The organism is Citrobacter amalonaticus Y19 (genome assembly GCF_000981805.1).
In the GTDB taxonomy this organism is placed as follows: Bacteria; Pseudomonadota; Gammaproteobacteria; order Enterobacterales; family Enterobacteriaceae; genus Citrobacter_A; species Citrobacter_A amalonaticus_C.
The window spans coordinates 2,264,544-2,284,088 of the sequence record NZ_CP011132.1 but is presented as its reverse complement, the minus strand read 5'-3'; the positions used below and the strand labels follow the sequence as shown (position 1 = coordinate 2,284,088).

The window sequence follows — 19,545 nt, the reverse complement described above, 5'->3', positions numbered from 1 at the left end:
CGCTACGTCCGCGTGATGGAACAGGTGGTAAAACGCATCATTTCACCGAGCGTGCGCGTGACCTGCTTCAGGGCGTATTCCACCGCCGACACATCGCCGGTTAACACCACCGCACCGGTGAAACGGTCGAGAAAGCCTATCTCTACTGCGCCGGATTTCGTCGCGATGTCACAGGCAATAATCGAGGCTTCACTTGGCGTGATGGTGAGAATGCCAATCGCCGAGACGCTGTCCTGCAATCCCAGTTTTTTGAACAGATCTTTGCCGGGATTCGCAATCAGATGCGCCAGCGTGACCTGTTTGCCCGGTACGTACTCCTGGATCATGCGATCCGTGGTCGGTTGTCTTTCCATCATCCCTCCACCATCTGACGCCACATCGCGTCGTGCGGGCGTGGGATCACCGAACGATAAACCAACAGACCTTTTTCACCCGCGCTTTCGCTGGCAACCGTAACCGCGTTGTTGACATCGGAGACGTCGCCTGCGACCACCATGTAACATTTACCGCCGATACCGAACGCCATATGAACGCGAACCAGCGTAACGTTGGACGCCTTTACCGCCCGGTCAGCCGCGCTGATACAAGCCGCCACGCTCCAGGTTTCGACAACGCCCACCGCCTGACGTTTATCCACGCTGTTCAGGCCGCTGATCGCGGGAAGCACGCTGGCGTGAATGTTGGGGAGCACCAGGCTGTCGACCAGCATCTCGCCAGCGAGTGATGCACCGGTTTCGATGGCCTGCTGTACTGCGCCGACGTCGCCACCCAGCATAAGCAGAAATTTGCCCGGGCAAATGGTCTTGCTGACCAGCAGATCCACGTTGGCGCTTTTCAGCATGGCATCGCCCGTTTCCATCCCTTTGGCGATGCTGGTGAGTTCTAAAATACCTATGGCCTGAGACATGGTTAACCTCTTACAACGATGATGGCCTGATCTGTAATCTCACAGACAATGCCGTCAATACTGGCGTGAACAGGTGCACCGAGCGCACCTTGCGGAATTTCAGCAACGCACTGGCCACGCGCGACGTGCTCGCCCTTCTGAACGCAGGGCACCGCGCTGGCGCCGATATGCTGGCGCAGCAGCAGCGTCGTTCTCTCAACAACCGGTTCGCTGTCAACTAACGGCGCTTCCCGATACCACGGTGTTAGCCCCAGTTTGGCGATGAGTCGTTTAACCGGCACCAGACGGTATTTCGCCATCTCATCCGCCGGATTCAGCGGGCCTTCGTAGCGCTGATTCTGTGCGCGCAGTTCGCGTTTCAGCATGCGGTTAATCCGCATGGGCGAAATACCTACCGGGCAGGCCACACTTTCACAGACGTTACATTCGGAACAGGTGAGGGCGCTGAGCAGCAGCTGCGGCGTAGCGGCCTGATGGAAATTGACCGCGCGCACCAACAGGTGCGGGGAGAGTTCGTGACCGATGAGATGTCTCGGACAGAGATCGGTACACAGGCGGCACTGTTCGCAAACGGTTTTCGCCACTGACAGCACGGTGCGCTCATCCTGCATACGTCGCTGAATCAGCGGATGTGATTTCGGCAGAACCAGCAGTCCGCCGGTGGTCTTGGTGACCGGCGCGTCCAGCGACGTCAACAGGCTTCCCATCATCGGGCCGCCGTTGATAAATCCCGGATCGTCGATGGTTGCGCCGCCAGCCAGCTCCAGCACGTCGCGTAAAGACATCCCGATAGGGACCGTTATCGTTTGTGGACGGGCAACGGCACCGTTAACGGTGAGCGTACGGCGCGTCACGGAATACTGCTGCTCGACCGCGCGGGCGATATTCAGTACGGTCTGTACGTTGTTGACCACTACTCCCACGCTGACCGGCAGGGCGGCTGGGGGAACGCGGCGACCCGTTGCCATCCAGATCGTCAGCACTTCATCGCCCGCCGGGTAGACGTCGGGCAGAATGTGCAGTCTGATAGCCGGGGGCAAAAGCGGCGTCAGGGCGGCAATCGCTGGCTGGTACTTTTCTTTCAGGGCGATAATCCCTTCGCGGGCTCCAGTGGCCTTCATCGCATACTGTACGCCGCGAATCAGACGTGCCGCCTGCTGCGCCATGAGTTGCTGATCGACTTTCAGCATCGGCTCGCATTCGGCAGCATTGACCAGGAAAATCTCCACCTGAGCCTGGAGTTTGACATACGTCGGAAAGCCGGCTCCGCCTGCCCCCACAATGCCTGCCGCGCGAACGCGTTCAACGAGGGTCGGCGGATCCAGTGCGCTCAGTTCATCATTCAGGGCGGTATTCATAGCAACTCCTCAAGCAGTTCCTGAATGGCCCCGGCATCCGCTGCTCTGGGACTGGTCTTCAGCGTGACGTCCGCCAGCGCGGCCTGAACCATTGCCGGAATACGCTGTGACCAGTCCTGTTTTTGTTCTTTAAGCGCGACGGCGAGAGTCGGGATAGCACACGCTTTTTTCAGCTGTTCGATGTGCTGCACCAGCGCATTCACACTCGCCGTTTCACTGGCGCTGTCAGCACATAAATGACAGGCCTTCGCGAATCGGGCGTAGCGTTTCGCCGCCCGCGGATCGTGCGCGTTGAAGCGGATCACCGACGCCAGCAGCAGAGCATTTGCCAGACCGTGGGGCAGATGGAACTGGCCGCCTAGCTGGTGGGCGATGGCGTGGTTCAGGCCAAGCCCTGCCTGGCTGAATGCCATCCCTGCCAGCGTAGAGGCGTTGTGCATTTTGCCTCGTGTGGCAAGACAGTCGCCTTTACGGACGGCGACGGGCAGGTACTGAAAGACGATCTGCGCTGCCTTTTCAGCGAGTGCGTCGGTAAAGTCACTGGCGTGCGTGGACACATAGGCTTCCAGCGCGTGCGTCAGAACATCCATTCCGGTGTTGGCGGTGATGGCGGGCGGGACGCTGACGACCAGCATCGGATCAAGGATCGCCATGTCCGGATAGAGCGCGTTGTTAAACAGCGGATACTTAATGCCTTTCTCCGGATCGCTAATCACGCAGGCGCTGGTGACTTCCGACCCGGTTCCGCTGGTGGTCGGGATCGCCACGCAGGTTTCAATATCGATATCAAACTGACGGCTGAACCAGACAATGGCTTTCGCCGCATCCAGCGCGGAGCCGCCGCCGAAGCCGATCACTACGTCGGGACGCAGGGACTGCATTTGCGCAATCCCCTGAACGACGATTCCGATGGTCGGGTCGGGCGTGATCTCACTGAAGACGCTGATCCGGTTATCCGCCGGTATCGCCTCGCGCAGCGTATTAATCAGCGGCGAACGGGCGAGAAAACCATCGCAGATAATCCAGATGTGCTTGTTCGTAAAACGGCCAAGCACCTTCAGGCTTCCAGGGCCGCTGTACAACCGGGTTTGCAGTGAAAACGTATTCATCACAACCTCATTAGCGGATAGAGAAACCGTTAGTCAGCACACAGCGACGGGAGCGGGCAAACGTGCGTGCCGATGTTGTCCCTTCACCGGTTGGCGTGGCGATGGTAAAGGTGGTAAACCCTTCGCCGCCAACACCAATTCCCGCATAAGAGGGGCCGTTTTTAACGAAAATGGAGGTTTGCAGGGTCCGCGCCGCAAGATTCAGACGAGACACATTCTGCGAGTGCATGATGGCGGTATGATGCAGCCCATCTTCCACTTTCAGCGCCAGCGACAGCGCGGCGTCAAAATCCTTAACCTTCACCACTGGCAGCATCGGCATCAGTTGTTCACTGGTTACCCAGCAGTCATCCGCGCTGACGACGCCAATCAACAGACGCGGCGCTTTTGCCGGGACCGGAATGCCGGCGGCGTCGAGCATGGCGCAAGGACTTTTACCGACCAGTTTTTTATTGGCGACGCCTTCGGGCAGGCAGACCGCGCGCAGTTTCTCGATATCGGCCGGGCTTAACAGCAGTGCGCCGAAGCTTTGCATCTGCTGGATCAGTTGTTCCGCCACTGACTCCACCACAATCAGGCTCTTCTCTGAGATACAGGGCAGGTTGTAGTCAAACGCCGCGCCGTTGATGATATCTTCTGCGGCCTTCACCAGATCCGCTGTCTCATCGACGATGCAGGGGGGATTCCCCGCGCCTGCGCCAATCACTTTCTTCCCGCTCTTCATGCCCATTGCCACAATGCCCGGGCCGCCGGTAATGGCCAGTACGGCAATTTTCGGATGCGCCATCATCTGCTGGGTGGCTTCAAATGTCGGTTCGGCAACGGTCACCACCAGATTGCGAATGCCACAGCTGCGAAACGCGATATCCTCAATCATGGCGATAAGCTTCAGCGACACCGTTTTAGCGCCCGGATGCGGGCTGAAATAGACGCTGTTGCCTGCCGCCAGCATGCTGATGCTATTGTTGATAATGGTTTCTGTCGGGTTGGTGCTGGGGGCGACGGAACCAATCACGCCAAACGGTGAATACTCAAACAGCACCATGCCGCCGTCGCCGGTGAGCGCGGTGGTAGTCAGGTCTTCGATGCCTGGGGTGTTGTCCAGCGCCGCTTTGTTCTTGAGTAATTTGTCTTCTTTGTTACCCATTCCGGTTTCCGCTGCACTCTCTGCTGCCAGCGTTGCCAGCTGTGGCGCCAGCTCTTCACGGATAGCGCTGATAATGGCGCTGCGCGTTTTCAGTGGTGACTGCTGGTAGCGCAAGAACGCCTGGTGGGCGGCATCGACTGCTTCACCAACAGACTGAAAGATTCCGTTCCCTTTGATTTCAGTTTTTGCGGGAGCCAGTTGCTCGCTCAAAATGGTGCGGATGAGGGTTTCCAGTTCAGTAGTATTCATTGATGTGTTCTCACGTTTATTGCCGCAATGGCAGCCTGTGCAATGTCCATGTCCTGTTCAACGCTTCCACCGCTGATACCAAGACCCCCAATAAGCAATCCATCACGCCATAGCGCGTAGCCGCCGCCAAAGGTGACGACTTTTCCCTGCATATGACTTTCCAGCCCGTACAGCGGCGCGCCGGGCTGAACCACCGACGCGAGTTCATGAGTCGCGGTTTTCATCGCCACGGCGGTCCAGGCTTTTTTCGGTGCCAGTTCGCTGCTGACCAGCAGAGCGTCCGGCATCCGCCAGGTGACGGCCTCAGTGCCGTGGGCATCAACAATGCTGACGACCACCGGAACGTTTAAGGCTTGCGCCCGCTCAACGGCGGCGCGGGTTAACTGATGGAGATCGCCAAAAGAGAGCGACATCGCGGATTCCTTTTTGACAGGGGCGTGACCGGCAGCCAGATAGCGTTTCGTCACTTCCCGGATAATCGTGTCCTGATGGGCGTCGTGATCTTCCGCACGTGCCAGCGCATACAGGCAGTCTGACAGGCGATTGATATAGCGCATCAGCACATGCCTGACGGTGACATCGGCTGCGAGTTCCACCAGACGGCGTTCAGCCCGGCGTGCCAGCGTGCGGGCAAAATGCAGGCGGCTTGCGGCTTCACAGCGGCCTGGCAGAATAAAACTGCGCAAGGGCGCGACGCGTCCCATCGCGGTATCGATAGCCGCTTCCAGCGCGGCTATTTCCTCAGAACTGATATAGCGCTGGTCCGCAGAGGGCTGTTCGCTATCGCTTGCAAGCTCAGCGCTGAACCAGAAAATTTGCAGTTGAATGGCTTCCAGCAGCGCGCGATGCTGGGCGTTGCGGGTAGCGCAGACGCACAGGCTCAGCGCGGCGTTAAGCTCATCAAGCGTGCCGTACGCTTCCACTCGAGGGTGCGTTTTACTGACGCGCTGTCCGGTAAAGAGCGCCGTTGTGCCTGCGTCGCCTGTGCGGGTATAAATCGCCATAACTCCCCCTTAACGAGAAAGCGTGTCGACAATGCCGACAACGGCCAGATCGATGGCCTCATTCGGCCCGGAAAAAACATGCCTGGCGCTGGAACCGCTGCTCAGGAGCACCAGTTCGCCAACGCCTGCGCCGACGGAGTCAACGGCGACTTCATCGCCTGCCGTCGGATTCGCCGGCAGTTCGCCATCGGCACTGACCCGGCGTACCAGCAGAAGTTTTTTACCGACCAACGAGGGCGATTTTTGCGTGGATACCACCGCGCCTGTAACACGTGCCAGATGCATGGTTCACTCCTGCTTAATCAAGTGGATGTGGCGTGAACTCGCGGTCTCGCGAGCCAGCGCGGTAACAACACATTTGCGATGCAGCACCAGCCACCCTGCGGGTAACCGGGCAACATCGGCATAACTTAACAGTCGGGTAGGGTGCAGCATGACTGGCTGCCCCTGTTCGTCGCAGAGAACCAGCGGGAGCTGGGCCAGTTTCTTCACCGGCAATGCGGGCAATAACCGATGTTGCAACGACAGTTGCACCCGAAGACCCCATGCCAGTGCCTCATGAATTGTGACGGCGGCGGCATGCGACGAATCGTTGTCGGCGATCTGCTCCAGCAGGGGCAGATCGACCTGCAAAATATGCAGGGAGGCGTACTGACAAAACAGGGTGTGGGACGGTGTTTCCCGCAGTTGCGCGACGCTCAGCGTGACGGTGCTTTGCGCACGACGTTGCAGGCGGGAGACCACCTCCTCGACGATTCGCTGCAACAGTTCGCCGTTCATCGCGGCGTCACCAGTGTGACGAAAGCATTGGCGTCATCTGCGCCAGCAGCATTGGCCTCGTCGGTATCAATATGCATCTCCAGGCGCATATCCGGGGAAACGCGTACCGCGACGTTGTCGAAGATCAGCCGACGATCGGTTCCCTCAATGGCGACACTGACGCTATCACCGTGAGCAACGCGCAGGATCAGCGCATCCAGCGGCGACATGTGAATGTGGCGCTGGGCGACGATCACCCCGGAGGAGAGTTCCACTTCACCAAAGGGGCTCACAAGGCGAATACCCGGCGTACCTTTGAGATTACCGGACATCCGCAACGGCGCGGCGATACCCAGCGTTCTGGCATCCGTGCGCGAAATCTCCACCTGGCTGGTGCTGCGAAGCGGCCCCAGCAGGCGGACATTTTTCAGTTGACCTTTGGGCCCCACTAACGTGACGGTCTGCTCAGCCGCATACTGTCCCGGTTGCAGGAGTCCTTTTTTCTCACTAATCGGATGTCCCGGAAAAAGACGGGCATAATCCTCAGCGTTAAGGTGGATATGACGGTTGGAAACGCCCAGTGGAATAGGGCGATCCCGCAATTCATTCAGCACTTTGCTGACCGTCGTCTCCAGAAGTTGCTTATCCATTACGCTTAACCTCGTTTACCTGAATGCAGGCAGAGCGACCGGGGTTCGCCTTTCTGGCGCTTACAGGCCGGGTCCAGACACAAATTGCAGCTGATAATCCCGTCTTCAGGCGCCGCTTCCGGTGCTGACTCTTCTACAACGACTTCAGTTTCAGGTTCTTCGATGGCGGCAGGCACGGGCTCAGGTACAGACACCGGTGCGGGTGCTTTTACAGGCGCCGGAGTGGCTGCCATCGCGCGGGAGAGAATGCCCTCACCGGGTCTGGCGATCACTTTATGTGCGACCAGGCCATCTTGCTGTTCGGCGAGATGAGCACCGGTGATGATGGCAGATTGTACTGACGCCACATCACCGGTGATCTTGATCACCGTCCAGCCTGAACCGTTGGTTTTTTCAAGGCCAACCAGCGTGATGGAAGCCGCTTTCGCCATGGCATCTGCGCAACAGATGGCTAATGCCAGACCACTAACTTCGAGTAATCCCAGTGATTGCTTCACGCTGTGCTCCTTTTCGATAGTACTCAGGCAGATTTTGGTAAAATAGCCTCAACGTCGCTGTGCGGACGCGGGATAACATGGCTGGATTTCACCTCGCCCACGACGCTTGCTGCCGCGCAGCCCGCATCAACGGCGGCTTTAACGGCGCCGACGTCACCGCGAACCATGACAGTTACCAGACCGGAGCCGATTTTTTCGTAACCGACCAGTTGCACGTTGGCGGATTTCACCATGGCATCTGCGGCTTCAATCGCGCCGACCAACCCTTTTGTTTCAACCAGTCCCAGTGCGTTATTCATACTGCGATTCTCCTGTGGATTAAGCATTGAGATCCCGGAAAGGGATCCCTTTGACTAACCTTGCCGCGTTGTTTCCAGTACTTCGCCGGTCAAGGCTGTTTTGGCGATACGTCAGCGTAAAAAGCGGCGCTGAAGTGGGTAAATTTTTGTAGTGCACGACCAGAGTTTCTTCGTCGCAGGCGATGCCAACCAGCAGCGGCGACATGCGTGCTGCCTGCCATGCGCTCTGAACGACTTCTCCCGTCGTATGGTGTTGAATCACAAACGGGATGCCTTCTTCTTCAATGCCGAGCAGCACCTCTTTCCAGACAGAAAGACAGTCGCCGATAGTCGAAATCACAATGGCAGGCGTAGTGACACTACTGTCCATGGGCAAACTCCTTATGCCAGGAGAGGATGAGGCCTGTAGCCACCGCGTTTCGCGGACCTTCGGTGCCGCGAATATTTCCGCGTCCGGCAACCAGTCGATAATGCGCCAGGGCGTCCGTCACCAGTTGCGGCACTTCAAAGTCCAGCGAGGAACCGCCCACCAGAACGACGAACGGAATGTCGCGGATATTGCCCGTCGGGCTAACGTGTCGTAGTGCGCGCAGGGCGTTGGTGACAAACACGCGCTCTTTGGCGCTACGGCGAATGGCGCGAACTTTCTCCAGCGCAAGATCGCCGGGAAGAGGTACCAGTTCATCCGGCTTGACCACGCAGACGCGGGCAAACACTGCAGGGGGAAGCGGCGTCGGGAAGAACTGAACGCTGCCGTCTTCGTGACGCAGATGGAACAGGCTTTCGACCTTGGCTAACGGATACTTTTTGATCTCTTCCGCCAGATAGCGGTCATCAAGCCCCAGTTCCCGGGTGATGATCATGGTGACCATGTCGCCAGCCCCGGCAAGGTGGGTGGCGATAATTTCGCCTTTGGGATTAATGATGGAGGCGTCGGTCGAGCCTGCGCCTAAATCCAGAATCGCCAGCGGACGCGTGGTGCCGGGCGTGGTGAGCGCACCCAGAATCGCCGCTTCAGCTTCAGCGCCGCCAACCTGAACGTCCACGTTCAGCTTTTCTTTGATTTCACTGGCGATCATCGCCATCTGCAGACGGTCTGATTTCACCATCGAGGCGATACCGACGGCCTGTTCCAGAGAAAACTCACCGGCCAGTCCGCCGGTAACGCTGACCGGAACGGAGGTATCGACGGCCAGCAAATCCTGGATAAAAATTTCGTTGCTTGGCTTGTTGGTCAGTTCTGCCATCGTCTGGCGAACGTGTTCCAGCATGCCGCCAATATTGGTGCCCGCTTCACCGGTGACGTTATCCAGTTTCGGGCATTCGCCGACCGCTTTCATAATGGCGTCGGCACCTGCAGCGACATCAACACGTAGCGTACGTCCCTGTGACTGCAATTCAATGTTTCCGGCAGGAATGGCGCGCGCTTTGACATCTCCCGAAGGGGTTTTCACCACCACGGCGGAGCGGTTGCCAATCAGCGCCCGCGCCATCGGAACAATGTTTTTGGTCTCGTCCGCATTGAGATTAAACACCGTCGCGATGCCATAAGGGTTTGACAGCGTTTCGATAACCTTACCGGGGACAGCGACCTCAATGGCCGCCAGCATGCCGAGCGGTATACGGTCGATGTACAGCACTTCATCAACGATAGGCAGGGGTTTTTCCAGTCGGTTACTGACCAGAACGCCATCGTCCTGTTGCAAAATGACACCCGTTAACTGATAACCGGCGCGGACAGAGGCGTTAATCATGGTGGCGACATCAGCGAAATCAAAAGCGGATGACACCACCAGAATTAACGGGGTATCCGCCGGTCGGGTGAGTAACTCTTCCGGCGTGATAGTGATCCCCACACCCAGACCGACACCGCCCGGTGTTTTCGGGTTATGACCGATCATGGTGGATTCGGTGATGATGGTTTCCGTGATGGTTTCCATCGCGACATCACCAATCACCGGGGTGGCTTCGTTGATACGGATAAGCGAGATATCGCTGACATTGATGCCTGCATGGTTGGCCGCAAGCGTGAGCGCCTCCTGAATCCCAAACACATTACGCAATGTGCCTTTTATCCCGGTGGTTTCCGCCAACGCGCTACCGGTAATGGTGAGCGCGCCAGTGCCATCCACCGTCGCCAGCGCGACTTCTGTGGATGAGTTGCCGATATCAATGCCAGCTATATATCTCATGACCTTTCCTTAGTCGTCGCCTTTCAGTTTCTTACGTTCGACGTACAGCACTGCCGCTTCACGAACAAACGCGGCGCAGATTTTGGCCTGATAGCGATTTTCAAGATCGTCCGCGATCGCGAGCAGTTCTTCTTTCGTTGAACGGTAAGGACGCAGGGCGTTATAGATCTCAAGAATGCGATCGTCCGGAACTGCGGTCAGTTCTGCGGCACGCTCAAAGTTCATCGCCAGGCGGTCACGTCCGGCATCTTTGGCGATAGACGCCTGAATACGCAGCGTTTCCGGCGTGATGCGCATATCCTGCGCGGTCACTTTGTTGCTCAGAACGTTTTCGAGAGTGAACTCATCCAGCGTTTTGTTGGTGGCCGTTTTAACCCACTCAGGATGCTTACTGGCGAGCGGATAGTCGGTCACTTTTGCGGTCTGGGTCGTACTGCTCGAACCGGCCGCCGGGGCAGATGTGTCGCCCTGCAGGCTGTTCATGCGGCTCAACACATCCCGTACCATCGATTCAATTGCATCGGTATTCATAAAGGGATCCTTATTAAAGCGCCACGCGCAGTTCCTGCGGATTTTTGCCCGTCACGACGTACTTCGTCTCTTTAATGTGCAAAATGGCGGATTTAGCCTGATATTTCGGGCGAGCCATCTGATCGTTCAGCGTCGGAACCGGCTGCGGTGATTCACGCTTGGCATAACGCGCGGCGTTTTTACCAATCTGGCGATAGGTTTCCAGCGTCAGCAGCGGTGCCTGCGGGAACAGCTCCAGGTTGGACAACGGCGGCAGGCCCTGTTGGTGGATGACCGTCGTGCCTTTTGACTGGATGCCGATAGAGATGCCAGAGCCGCTCAGACGGTTACCTTCAACGGCAACGAAGGCCACATCGGACGATTTAAAGCAGCGAATCACACGCGCTTTGATGCCTTCTTCTTCAATCCCGGCAATCACTTCACGCAAAATGTTCTTATGCGGTAAACCGACGATGTTGACGGTCTGAGAGAGGCCAAACGCCGGACCGACCGCAATGATCACTTCATCCTGCTGCGTGCCCTGTTTTGCCTCGCCAATTTCCGTCAGAAAACTGTCACCGGCCGGTGCAGCAGGCGCGGTTGACGTTCCCGGCGCGCGAAATGAGACGGGCTTATCGCTGGTCTGCATTTCGGACAGAACGTCTTCAATAATCTGGCGCAGCAATTTTTCATTAATTTCCATTGTTCACCCCTTAGCCAAGCTCGTTGGGATCAAGTGCGCCAGGGATGTTCTTAATTTCTTCCCAGCGTTCGCCTTGCAGGCGATAACCTGTTGCCGGACCGGCATAATCGTTGACGTCATTGACTGCCGAGAGCACTTGTCCGTCGCCGACAATAATGGCGGAGGTATGCAGATAGTCCCCGGTTAACTTGGCTTTCTGGATGTTGAGCATGTCCTGCGCGACATCGGTAAAGCCGCCCTGAGCCAGCGCTTTCACCACTTCCAGACCGTTGCGGTTTTTGTTGATGATTTCCTGCGCAAACTTGATGTCCTCAACGATGTTACGTTCAGGCATATCTTTTGAACCGTGAGCGTAGGTTGCGGCTTCGACTTCTTCATCCGTAATCGGCGGCAGACCCATGCCAGCGAAAACCGCCTGCAGAGCGCGTGCTGCTTTGTTACGGATGGCGATAACGTCCTCTTCACGCACCGGACGCAGACCGCCGTCTACTTTCAGGTCGCGCTGGATAACGTTGTAGTCATCGAAGTCTTCCGCATCTTCGTTGGAGCCCGCGAACATGTTGTCGTAGTTCGGCACGGCGGAATAACCGGAAGAGATAAAGTCGGTTCCCGGCAGGAACTGCATCAGCAGGCGTGCGGTACGACGCATATCGGAGTGGGTAAAGGTCTGGTCGTTACTGGAGGCGCATTCCAGATCCAGTGACGAACAGATCAGGTTTTCTGCCAGCACCGCGCGGATCCCTGATGGAACCGCGGACGGAACGCCGATGCAGCTCACAGAGCCGTTTTGCAGACCTTGCACACCTGCGGCTTTGGTGATGTAAATGCAGCGTGCTTCCAGATACAGCATGGATTTGCCTTCGGCATATCCCATCTGTACTTCGGAACCTGAACCAGAGGTGAAACGCATTTTCAAACCACGGGAGGCGTAAGAAGAGGCGAGGAAGCCTTTTGACCACGGCGTGTCATCGCCATCGGTAAAGACCGGTTCAGTACCGTAAACGGAAATGGTTTCGGCGTAGCAGGTATGACCGAGCATGCCGAGTTTCAGTTCAGTAGCTTCTTCCAGCGAACATTGCGTCAACACGCCTGGACGACCTACCTGGGAACCGACGAGCAGAGCAATGGCGTTGAACGGGGCATAACGCGCCACGGCCACGGTGGTCTCTTGCTCATCAAATCCACGCCATGCGCCTTCTGCGGCGTCGGCGGCAATCTGCACCGGGTTATCTTTGACGTTGGTGACGTGTGCCTGTTGAGATGGCGTACGACGTGCGCGCATTTTTTGCATCGCCATCATCATCTCAACCACGTTCATGTGCGAAACCACTTCGACAATTTTTGCCGGGGTCATCGCCGTTGTCAGTGGCACAATATCGCGACGTTTCACGTTAGGATCGCACAGCATGTTGGCGAGCTTAACGGAGTCCATTGCCATCACTTCTTCTGCGCGCGCCAGGTTGATGCCGTAGCGGGCAATGAAGTGGTCAATCAGGTCGAACTGGCTGACTGATTTACCATCGAGTTCGGTGACGGCGCCGTTAACGATTTTAATCGACGGCTTAGGATCGTTCGGGCTTTCCATCGCAATGAAGCCTTCTTCGATCCACTCCTTAACGAATCCGTCCTGATTGACAGGGCGTTTCGCCAGTGCTTCAAATCTTTTCGATCTCATGAATGAGCCTCACGGATATCAGATGTAGGACGGGCGATCGTTTTTCGGTTCTGAACCGAGGGTCGCAAGGACGGTTTTACCGATTTCTCGCGCCGAGATAACCGCCTGACGCACTGCGCCGGAATCGCCGGAGATAACCAGGATCGCTTCGTTACTGAAGCTGGTGCCATGCGCCGGAGAACTGTAAGCCACGACTTCAACGTTTGCGGCTTTCAGCGCGGTATCCGCCATCAGCACGCCGACGGAGGCCGGGGCACCGACAATTACACCGCAGGCACGGCCAACCGGCGCGCCAAAGGCTTTTTCCAGTGCGTAACTGGCGCGTGCGGTGTATTGCAGTTCGATATGTCCGGCTTCATTGCCATAAACATCACCGAAGGTACGGTCGAGCTCTTTCAGCGCCACTTCAATCCCGCGCTTAACGTCGGAAACATCGTTACCGCCGATAATGATGAGCGAACCGTGGCCTGCACCGCCTTTGGTATCACGTGGGAGTTCAATGCTCACCACTTCGGTATTCGTGGCTTTAACCGCTTCGTCAGCCGCCATGATGTGGGGACCCGCGCCGGTACGCGCGCCCAGGATGCCAATGGAGCGATAGCGCTTCTCAAGCTTCATTGCTTCCAACAGGGCACTGTCTACGTTTGCAATCACCAGACCTACGGTGTCGCCAATCGCGGTGCCAACAAATTCCGTTAAACTGCAGCTCTTCTCTGCCATAGCCGTCTCTCGTTTTGGATGGGTTTTATCAGGGATGCCCGTTTGATCAGGCGTTGCCACACGGGCAATGACCTGCGCCATGATCTGTTCAACCAGTTCATTGCTGCTCATGGGTTAATTCCCTTCGGTAAGATTTTTTCAACATCGGTATGAGGGCGTGGAATGACGTGTACGGCTTTCACTTCTCCCACGTTGCGCGCAGCAGCAGCACCCGCATCGGTCGCTGCTTTTACGGCACCGACATCACCGCGTACGATGACGGTTACCAGCCCTGAGCCAATTTTTTCGTAGCCGACCAACATGACATTGGCTGACTTCACCATTGCATCTGCGGCCTCTATGGCTGCAGTTAAGCCTTTGGTTTCTACCATTCCTAATGCTTCTTGTTGCATAAAGACCTCGCCTGGGTTTGTCCCGATAATTACGACTATAAGAAGAAGCGAGGAAAAAGAATGGCTGACTTGAAGGTTAGGGTGAAAAATTAGTGGGTTATGAATGTGATAAACTTGCTTTGTTGTATTTTATCTTGTTGTTTTTATTTGTTTTGTTAATTTTTATAAATGTGATATTTTGGCTTTTTCTATTCCAGATTTACATTTTAGAGGGTGACAGGTTTAATTTAATTTGCTATGCGCGAAAACCGATTTGTGACGTTGATTGGAAAAGGGAAATCTTCAAATAACCAAATTTTATTATTCTGAATTGTCCTGGTTAATTACATTCAGGCACTCTACACGCTGCTTCTGAATAAATGAATGGCAAGAAATTGCTATAACAACACGATTTTTCCAGGTCTCAGAGTGCTCAGTTTGCCAACAATTTTCAGTGACCTCTTTCTATAGTATGTGTTGTTGTACTCTACGACCAGCAAGGGTCCGCTGGTAAGGACACGAACGCTTCTAAGAAGGTGTCACAATGAATGATTCACTGAAAGCGCAATGCATTGCCGAGTTTTTGGGTACCGGATTGTTTTTGTTTTTTGGTATCGGCTGCCTTAGCGCACTGAAAGTTGCAGGTGCCAGTCTGGGTCTCTGGGAAATTTGTATTATTTGGGGTCTGGGAATTTCGCTTGCGGTTTATCTGACAGCAGGAATTTCCGGGGCACATCTGAACCCGGCTATCACCGTCGCACTCTGGTTGTTTGCCTGCTTCCCGGGACGTAAAGTTCTGCCTTACACCATCGCGCAGGTTGCGGGTGCGTTTGGCGGTGCGGTGCTGGCCTATCTGCTTTACGGCAGTTTATTCACCGAGTACGAAACTGCCCACAACATGGTTCGCGGCAGCGCGGATAGCCTCTATCTGGCCAGCATTTTCAGTACGTATCCGGCAGCCGCGCTGAGCGTGTGGCAGGCGGCAGGGGTTGAAATCGTCATCACCTCAATTCTGATGGGGCTGATTATGGCGCTGACGGATGATGGCAACGGCGTACCTAAGGGACCACTGGCACCGCTGTTGATCGGTATTCTGGTGGCGGTGATTGGTGCATCCACAGGCCCGTTGACAGGGTTTGCCATGAACCCGGCGCGTGACTTTGGTCCTAAGCTGTTCGCCTGGATGGCAGGTTGGGGGGATATTGCGATGACCGGCGGACGTGATATTCCGTACTTTATTGTGCCGATTATTGCGCCACTGATTGGGGCATGCGCGGGCGCAGCTATCTACAAGTACCTTATTGGTAAAAATTTGCCCTGTAATACCTGTAAAATTGAAGAGACAGACGCGTAATTCGGACATATACGGCTATTATCACGTCTTTAATTTCTATTTCGTGATCTGCTTTCACGAACTGACTAAAAAGTCTCCCCACCCGGGGAGACTTTTGTTATTGTCCCTTATACTTTCTGTCATTTACATACAAGGATAGGGGATGATAAGAAGTAAATGTGAAATTTATGTTTCATTATAACAATGGATTAACTGAGGGATTTTATCATGATTTCTGCGAGTACCCTGAACTCAGAACTCATTAATAAAATCGCACAGGATTTTGCGCAAGCGACCAGCCTGGCTGTTGTGGTTGTCAATATTCACGGTGATGAGATTTCTGAGCTGTTTAATTTCACACCTTTTTGCCAACTGATGCGTCAGCATCCGCAACACAGTACCCGGTGTCGTATGAGCGATCGCTGTGGGGGACTGGAAGCGTCAAAATCGGATCAACCTTGTATCTATCGTTGTCATGCCGGGCTTACCGATTTTTCTATTCCTCTCGTGATCGCAGGCCATCTTGTCGGGTTCGTCTTGTGCGGCCAGGTGCGTTTACGTAACGATGATAGTGCCGATCTGCTCGATATCATGAAGGTTGACGATCGCTGGCAGGCCGATCCTGAACTGCTTAATGAGTTTAGTAATGTCCCGGAAATGGACTATTCACGCGTGATGGCCTCAGCGGATCTGCTCAAACTCATTGTTGAAAACTGCCTCAAAAAGCAACTCAATTTCGTGGTGATCAAAGACAGTACGCAGCCTGCGGAACCTTCACGCCAGGCTCGCGCCGCCAGCCCCCATGACAGCAAGATGAAAAAGGCATTGCGTTATATTGATGCGCATCTGTCTGACGATCTTCGTCTTGAAGATGTGGCGTCGCACGTCTATCTGAGCCCGTACTACTTCAGCAAACTGTTCAAAAAATACCAGGGCATTGGTTTTAACGCGTGGGTCAATCAACAGCGTATGGCCAGTGCCAGAGAACTGCTTTGCCACAGTGACTGGAGCATTGCCAGTATTGCCCGCAATTTAGGTTTTTCGCAAACCAGCTATTTTTGCAAAGTGTTCCGTCAGACTTATCAGGTTACGCCGCAGGCCTATCGACAAAAAATAAATGAAAACTTGCCTGCTGAGTCGGCATAAATAGCAATATTTTGCTATTGCCGATTTTTGATATTCCCGTGTAATCCGGTCATTTATAATGGTTAAGTGTTTTTACTACAGCAATAAATTGTCATAGCGCAATAAAATATCGCTCTTTACGGAATAAACTTCACCAGTTTTTATTTCTGTGATGAGATACAGTGTCATTGTTAAGAGGTTTCATTATTCTCTTGCATGACATTTCATTCAGAATCGTTTTATTGCGGTATTTTTTTGTTGATAAAAAATGCGCAACGAATAAGTAACGAAAAAGTATTGTTGTGATGAGGAGAATTCATTCTGCTCATCCTTTAAGCTGACAGGTTTGACACAATTGTGTCTGGGAAGGGGGTGAAAATCCCCCGCAGCCCCCGCTGCTGTGATGCTGACAACCCCGTGAAGACCACTGATCGCAAGATTGGGAAGGACGGGCGAGGACGACGCTAAGCCAGAAGACCAGCCTGTCGGTTACTACCAACAACTTCGGTGGGAAGTGGGTTGCTCAGATACGTACAGTCGGAAGACTGGGTGTCAGTACATCCCTACCACCCTGAACAGGATCAGGGTCATGGCGGCAAAGCAGTACGCGTTTGTTCTGGCAGGTACCGGTAGCGGCTGTGGTAAAACCACGGTGACGCTGGGCTTGCTGAACGTATTGAAACAACGAGGTTTACGCGTTCAGCCCTGCAAAGTCGGCCCTGACTACCTGGATACCGCCTGGCATACGGCCATCAGCGGCACCGCTTCCCGCAATCTCGACAGCTTCATGCTTCCCAAGTCGATTCTTAATGCGCTGTTCCGCGAACAGATGCAGGATGCGGATATTGCGGTGATAGAGGGTGTGATGGGGCTGTACGACGGCTACGGTACAGACCCTGGCTACTGCAGCACCGCCGCGATGGCAAAACAGTTGGGCTGTCCGGTTTTCCTGTTGGTTGATGGGAAAGCCGTTTCTACCTCCATTGCCGCCACAGTGATGGGCTTCCAGCATTTTGACCCGACACTGAACATTGCCGGCATTATCGTTAATCGCGTCAACAGCGAGTCCCATTTCCAGTTGCTGAAAACTGCCATTGAGCACTACTGCGCTGTGCCGGTGCTGGGTTACGTCCCGCGCGTTGATGGCGTCGCGCTGCCCGAGCGGCATCTGGGGCTGGTGACCGCGCGCGAGTCCGTTGTCAATCAACAGTCGTGGCAGGATTTTGCCGCTCGACTGGAAAGCACGCTGAATATCGACCAGCTACTGGCGTTAAGCCATCTTGAGGCGTTACCACAGGGTGACTGGCCAGAAGTGCCTGCGGCGAATGCCGGGGAAGGTCTGACGCTGGCGATAGCCGATGATGAAGCCTTTAATTTTTATTATCCCGACAACGTGACGCTGCTGGCGCGTACCGGTGTCAACATTGTGCGCTTCAGTCCACTCCACGATAGCGCGTTGCCTGATTGCCAGATGGTCTGGCTGGGCGGCGGTTATCCGGAACTGCATGCGGCCACGCTGGCGGCCAACACCACAATGCTGGCAAGCCTGCGCAAGGCACACCAGCGCGGCGTTGCGATCTACGCCGAATGCGGTGGATTAATGTACCTCGGCAGCCTGCTGGAAGATGCTGACGGAGTCGAGCATCGCATGGCCGATATCATTCCCGGTCACAGCAAAATGGGTAAACGGCTGACCCGCTTTGGCTATTGCGAAGCACAGGCTCTGCAGCCCACGCTGCTGGCTGCGGAAGGTGACGTGCTGCGCGGTCATGAATTTCATTACTCCGACTTTTCCCCTGAAACGCCTGCCGTGCTGGCATGCCGCAAAGTCCGTGACGGTCAGACGCTGCAGGCGTGGTCCGGCGGCTGGCGAGTTGGCAACACCTTTGCCAGCTATCTGCACGTTCACTTTGCTCAGCGTCCATTAATGCTTAATCACTGGCTGAACGCCGCACGGGAGGCGCTATGACGCTACTGGCATGGTGCGTGGCCTGGCTTCTTGATGTCGTGATTGGCGACCCGCCAGACTGGCCGCATCCGGTGCGCTGGATAGGCAATCTGATCAACGTCGTGCAGCGGATTATTCGCCGCTACTGCCACAGCGACCGGGCGTTACGTATCGGCGGTGGGGTGATGTGGCTGGTGGTGGTGGGGCTGACGTGGGCGGTTGCCTGGGGTGTGTTATGGCTGGCGGCGCTGATTCATCCGTGGCTCGGTTGGGTCGTTGAAGTCTGGATGATCTTCACCGTGCTGGCGGGGCGCTGTCTGGCGACGGCGGCGCAGGAGGTTGAGCGCCCGTTACGTGAAGGCAACCTTGCGCAAAGCCGTGAAAAACTCTCGTGGATTGTAGGGCGTGACACCTCGCAACTTCAACCGGAACAGATCAACCGGGCGGTCGTGGAAACCGTCGCGGAGAATACGGTTGACGGCATTATCGCGCCGCTGTTCTTCCTGTTAATCGGCGGTGCGCCGCTGGCGATGGCTTACAAAGCGGTGAACACCCTGGATTCCATGGTGGGCTATAAGCACGAAAAATACCGGGCGATTGGTATGGTCAGCGCCCGACTGGACGACGTCGCGAACTATATTCCCGCGCGGCTGAGTTGGCTGTTCCTGAGCGCGGCGGCGGTTTTGTGTCGGCGCGATGGCTCCAGGGCGCTCAGCGTGGGGTGGCGGGATCGCTATAACCACAGCAGTCCAAACTGCGCATGGGCGGAGGCCTCCGTTGCCGGTGCACTGGGCATTCGACTGGGTGGCCCGAACGATTACTTTGGTGAGCGCGTTGAAAAGCCGTGGATCGGCGATGCGCAGCGCACCATTTCCGTAGATGACATTCCCCAAACGATTCGACTGATGTGGGTTGCCTCAACGCTGGCTCTGGCGCTGTTCCTCGTAACGCGCTGGCTGGTGGTTGGGGTGGCCTGAGGATAAATGACA

General features: G+C 55.5%; 22 protein-coding genes and 1 riboswitch. Of the genes, 4 read left to right on the top strand and 18 right to left on the bottom strand.

All coding sequences use genetic code 11. The annotated features are described in order from the left end of the window. Positions 1-2: 2 nt before the first annotated feature. Genes pduU through pduA form a run of 18 tightly spaced genes read right to left on the bottom strand, consistent with a single transcriptional unit; the run spans position 3 to position 14,171 of the window. A complete protein-coding gene (gene pduU, locus F384_RS10480) occupies positions 3-353 on the bottom strand; it encodes a propanediol utilization microcompartment protein PduU (RefSeq protein ID WP_042318179.1) in 351 nt (116 codons plus the stop codon). Beyond that, positions 353-907 (bottom strand): propanediol utilization microcompartment protein PduT, encoded by a 555-nt coding sequence (gene pduT, locus F384_RS10475; RefSeq protein ID WP_046481410.1) that lies wholly within the window; start codon positions 905-907, stop codon positions 353-355. The genes pduU and pduT overlap by 1 nt, the downstream gene beginning before the upstream one ends. 2 nt (positions 908-909) lie before the next feature. Then, a complete protein-coding gene (locus F384_RS10470; protein ID WP_046481409.1) occupies positions 910-2,265 on the bottom strand; it encodes a 4Fe-4S dicluster domain-containing protein in 1,356 nt (451 codons plus the stop codon). Then, entirely contained in the window at positions 2,262-3,374 is a 1,113-nt protein-coding gene (locus F384_RS10465) for a 1-propanol dehydrogenase PduQ (protein ID WP_046481408.1), read from the bottom strand. Before F384_RS10465 ends, F384_RS10470 begins: the two co-directional genes overlap by 4 nt. 10 nt (positions 3,375-3,384) lie before the next feature. Further along, complete coding sequence (gene pduP, locus F384_RS10460; protein WP_046481407.1) at positions 3,385-4,770, bottom strand: CoA-acylating propionaldehyde dehydrogenase PduP; 1,386 nt, start codon at positions 4,768-4,770, stop codon at positions 3,385-3,387. Continuing rightward, entirely contained in the window at positions 4,767-5,774 is a 1,008-nt protein-coding gene (pduO, locus tag F384_RS10455; protein ID WP_046481406.1) for a two-domain cob(I)yrinic acid a,c-diamide adenosyltransferase PduO, read from the bottom strand. Before pduO ends, pduP begins: the two co-directional genes overlap by 4 nt. A gap of 9 nt (positions 5,775-5,783) precedes the next feature. Next, positions 5,784-6,059, bottom strand: coding sequence for a propanediol utilization microcompartment protein PduN (gene pduN / locus F384_RS10450; protein WP_012906340.1), 276 nt, complete (start codon positions 6,057-6,059; stop codon positions 5,784-5,786). 3 nt (positions 6,060-6,062) lie between these two features. After that, the gene (gene pduM / locus F384_RS10445; RefSeq protein ID WP_046481405.1) at positions 6,063-6,554 is read right to left on the bottom strand and encodes a microcompartment protein PduM; all 492 of its coding nucleotides are present in this window, start codon (positions 6,552-6,554) and stop codon (positions 6,063-6,065) included. Then, a complete protein-coding gene (locus F384_RS10440; protein WP_046481404.1) occupies positions 6,551-7,183 on the bottom strand; it encodes a phosphate propanoyltransferase in 633 nt (210 codons plus the stop codon). Before F384_RS10440 ends, pduM begins: the two co-directional genes overlap by 4 nt. 5 nt (positions 7,184-7,188) lie before the next feature. Then, positions 7,189-7,680 carry a BMC domain-containing protein gene (locus tag F384_RS10435; RefSeq protein WP_046481403.1) on the bottom strand — a complete coding sequence of 164 codons (492 nt, stop codon included), beginning with the start codon at positions 7,678-7,680 and terminating at the stop codon, positions 7,189-7,191. A 23-nt stretch (positions 7,681-7,703) separates the two neighbouring features. After that, the gene (gene pduJ, locus F384_RS10430) at positions 7,704-7,979 is read right to left on the bottom strand and encodes a propanediol utilization microcompartment protein PduJ (protein ID WP_042318188.1); all 276 of its coding nucleotides are present in this window, start codon (positions 7,977-7,979) and stop codon (positions 7,704-7,706) included. A 19-nt stretch (positions 7,980-7,998) separates the two neighbouring features. Further along, positions 7,999-8,349: a glycerol dehydratase reactivase beta/small subunit family protein gene (locus tag F384_RS10425; RefSeq protein ID WP_046481402.1), complete on the bottom strand. Its 351-nt coding sequence runs from the start codon at positions 8,347-8,349 to the stop codon at positions 7,999-8,001. After that, on the bottom strand, positions 8,339-10,171 hold the full coding sequence (locus tag F384_RS10420; protein ID WP_046481401.1) for a diol dehydratase reactivase subunit alpha: 1,833 nt from the start codon (positions 10,169-10,171) through the stop codon (positions 8,339-8,341). The genes F384_RS10425 and F384_RS10420 overlap by 11 nt, the downstream gene beginning before the upstream one ends. Positions 10,172-10,180: 9 nt before the next feature. Continuing rightward, positions 10,181-10,702 carry a propanediol dehydratase small subunit PduE gene (gene pduE / locus F384_RS10415; RefSeq protein WP_046481400.1) on the bottom strand — a complete coding sequence of 174 codons (522 nt, stop codon included), beginning with the start codon at positions 10,700-10,702 and terminating at the stop codon, positions 10,181-10,183. A gap of 13 nt (positions 10,703-10,715) precedes the next feature. Continuing rightward, positions 10,716-11,384 (bottom strand): propanediol dehydratase medium subunit PduD, encoded by a 669-nt coding sequence (gene pduD, locus F384_RS10410; protein WP_043000237.1) that lies wholly within the window; start codon positions 11,382-11,384, stop codon positions 10,716-10,718. A 10-nt stretch (positions 11,385-11,394) separates the two neighbouring features. Continuing rightward, on the bottom strand, positions 11,395-13,059 hold the full coding sequence (pduC, locus tag F384_RS10405) for a propanediol dehydratase large subunit PduC (protein WP_042318193.1): 1,665 nt from the start codon (positions 13,057-13,059) through the stop codon (positions 11,395-11,397). 18 nt (positions 13,060-13,077) lie between these two features. Beyond that, positions 13,078-13,890 (bottom strand): propanediol utilization microcompartment protein PduB, encoded by an 813-nt coding sequence (gene pduB / locus F384_RS10400; protein ID WP_046481399.1) that lies wholly within the window; start codon positions 13,888-13,890, stop codon positions 13,078-13,080. Continuing rightward, positions 13,887-14,171: a propanediol utilization microcompartment protein PduA gene (pduA, locus tag F384_RS10395; protein WP_012906330.1), complete on the bottom strand. Its 285-nt coding sequence runs from the start codon at positions 14,169-14,171 to the stop codon at positions 13,887-13,889. The genes pduB and pduA overlap by 4 nt, the downstream gene beginning before the upstream one ends. Before the next feature lie 523 nt (positions 14,172-14,694). Here pduA and pduF point away from each other — a divergent pair. From pduF to cbiB, 4 genes are all read left to right on the top strand, one after another. After that, the gene (pduF, locus tag F384_RS10390) at positions 14,695-15,504 is read left to right on the top strand and encodes a propanediol diffusion facilitator PduF (RefSeq protein ID WP_046481398.1); all 810 of its coding nucleotides are present in this window, start codon (positions 14,695-14,697) and stop codon (positions 15,502-15,504) included. A gap of 207 nt (positions 15,505-15,711) precedes the next feature. Further along, positions 15,712-16,629 (top strand): transcriptional regulator PocR, encoded by a 918-nt coding sequence (pocR, locus tag F384_RS10385; RefSeq protein WP_046481397.1) that lies wholly within the window; start codon positions 15,712-15,714, stop codon positions 16,627-16,629. Positions 16,630-16,933: 304 nt separating this feature from the next. Then, positions 16,934-17,109: riboswitch (cobalamin riboswitch) on the top strand. Between the two features lie 88 nt (positions 17,110-17,197). Then, the gene (locus F384_RS10380) at positions 17,198-18,577 is read left to right on the top strand and encodes a cobyrinate a,c-diamide synthase (RefSeq protein ID WP_046481396.1); all 1,380 of its coding nucleotides are present in this window, start codon (positions 17,198-17,200) and stop codon (positions 18,575-18,577) included. Then, entirely contained in the window at positions 18,574-19,533 is a 960-nt protein-coding gene (gene cbiB, locus F384_RS10375; protein ID WP_046481395.1) for an adenosylcobinamide-phosphate synthase CbiB, read from the top strand. The genes F384_RS10380 and cbiB overlap by 4 nt, the downstream gene beginning before the upstream one ends. The last annotated feature ends 12 nt before the right edge of the window (positions 19,534-19,545 follow it).

Bases quoted from the DNA above. Each gene is read 5' to 3' on its own strand.
- F384_RS10440 (WP_046481404.1), bottom strand. From the start codon at position 7,183: ATGGATAAGCAACTTCTGGAGACGACGGTCAGCAAAGTGCTGAATGAA.
- pduA (WP_012906330.1), bottom strand. From the start codon at position 14,171: ATGCAACAAGAAGCATTAGGAATGGTAGAAACCAAAGGCTTAACTGCA.
- pduT (WP_046481410.1), bottom strand. From the start codon at position 907: ATGTCTCAGGCCATAGGTATTTTAGAACTCACCAGCATCGCCAAAGGG.
- pduU (WP_042318179.1), bottom strand. From the start codon at position 353: ATGGAAAGACAACCGACCACGGATCGCATGATCCAGGAGTACGTACCG.
- F384_RS10380 (WP_046481396.1), top strand. From the start codon at position 17,198: ATGGCGGCAAAGCAGTACGCGTTTGTTCTGGCAGGTACCGGTAGCGGC.
- cbiB (WP_046481395.1), top strand. From the start codon at position 18,574: ATGACGCTACTGGCATGGTGCGTGGCCTGGCTTCTTGATGTCGTGATT.
- pduD (WP_043000237.1), bottom strand. From the start codon at position 11,384: ATGGAAATTAATGAAAAATTGCTGCGCCAGATTATTGAAGACGTTCTG.
- pduE (WP_046481400.1), bottom strand. From the start codon at position 10,702: ATGAATACCGATGCAATTGAATCGATGGTACGGGATGTGTTGAGCCGC.
- pduN (WP_012906340.1), bottom strand. From the start codon at position 6,059: ATGCATCTGGCACGTGTTACAGGCGCGGTGGTATCCACGCAAAAATCG.
- pduF (WP_046481398.1), top strand. From the start codon at position 14,695: ATGAATGATTCACTGAAAGCGCAATGCATTGCCGAGTTTTTGGGTACC.
- F384_RS10465 (WP_046481408.1), bottom strand. From the start codon at position 3,374: ATGAATACGTTTTCACTGCAAACCCGGTTGTACAGCGGCCCTGGAAGC.
- pduO (WP_046481406.1), bottom strand. From the start codon at position 5,774: ATGGCGATTTATACCCGCACAGGCGACGCAGGCACAACGGCGCTCTTT.
- pduP (WP_046481407.1), bottom strand. From the start codon at position 4,770: ATGAATACTACTGAACTGGAAACCCTCATCCGCACCATTTTGAGCGAG.
- F384_RS10425 (WP_046481402.1), bottom strand. From the start codon at position 8,349: ATGGACAGTAGTGTCACTACGCCTGCCATTGTGATTTCGACTATCGGC.
- F384_RS10420 (WP_046481401.1), bottom strand. From the start codon at position 10,171: ATGAGATATATAGCTGGCATTGATATCGGCAACTCATCCACAGAAGTC.
- F384_RS10470 (WP_046481409.1), bottom strand. From the start codon at position 2,265: ATGAATACCGCCCTGAATGATGAACTGAGCGCACTGGATCCGCCGACC.
- pduJ (WP_042318188.1), bottom strand. From the start codon at position 7,979: ATGAATAACGCACTGGGACTGGTTGAAACAAAAGGGTTGGTCGGCGCG.
- pduC (WP_042318193.1), bottom strand. From the start codon at position 13,059: ATGAGATCGAAAAGATTTGAAGCACTGGCGAAACGCCCTGTCAATCAG.
- pduB (WP_046481399.1), bottom strand. From the start codon at position 13,890: ATGAGCAGCAATGAACTGGTTGAACAGATCATGGCGCAGGTCATTGCC.
- pduM (WP_046481405.1), bottom strand. From the start codon at position 6,554: ATGAACGGCGAACTGTTGCAGCGAATCGTCGAGGAGGTGGTCTCCCGC.
- pocR (WP_046481397.1), top strand. From the start codon at position 15,712: ATGATTTCTGCGAGTACCCTGAACTCAGAACTCATTAATAAAATCGCA.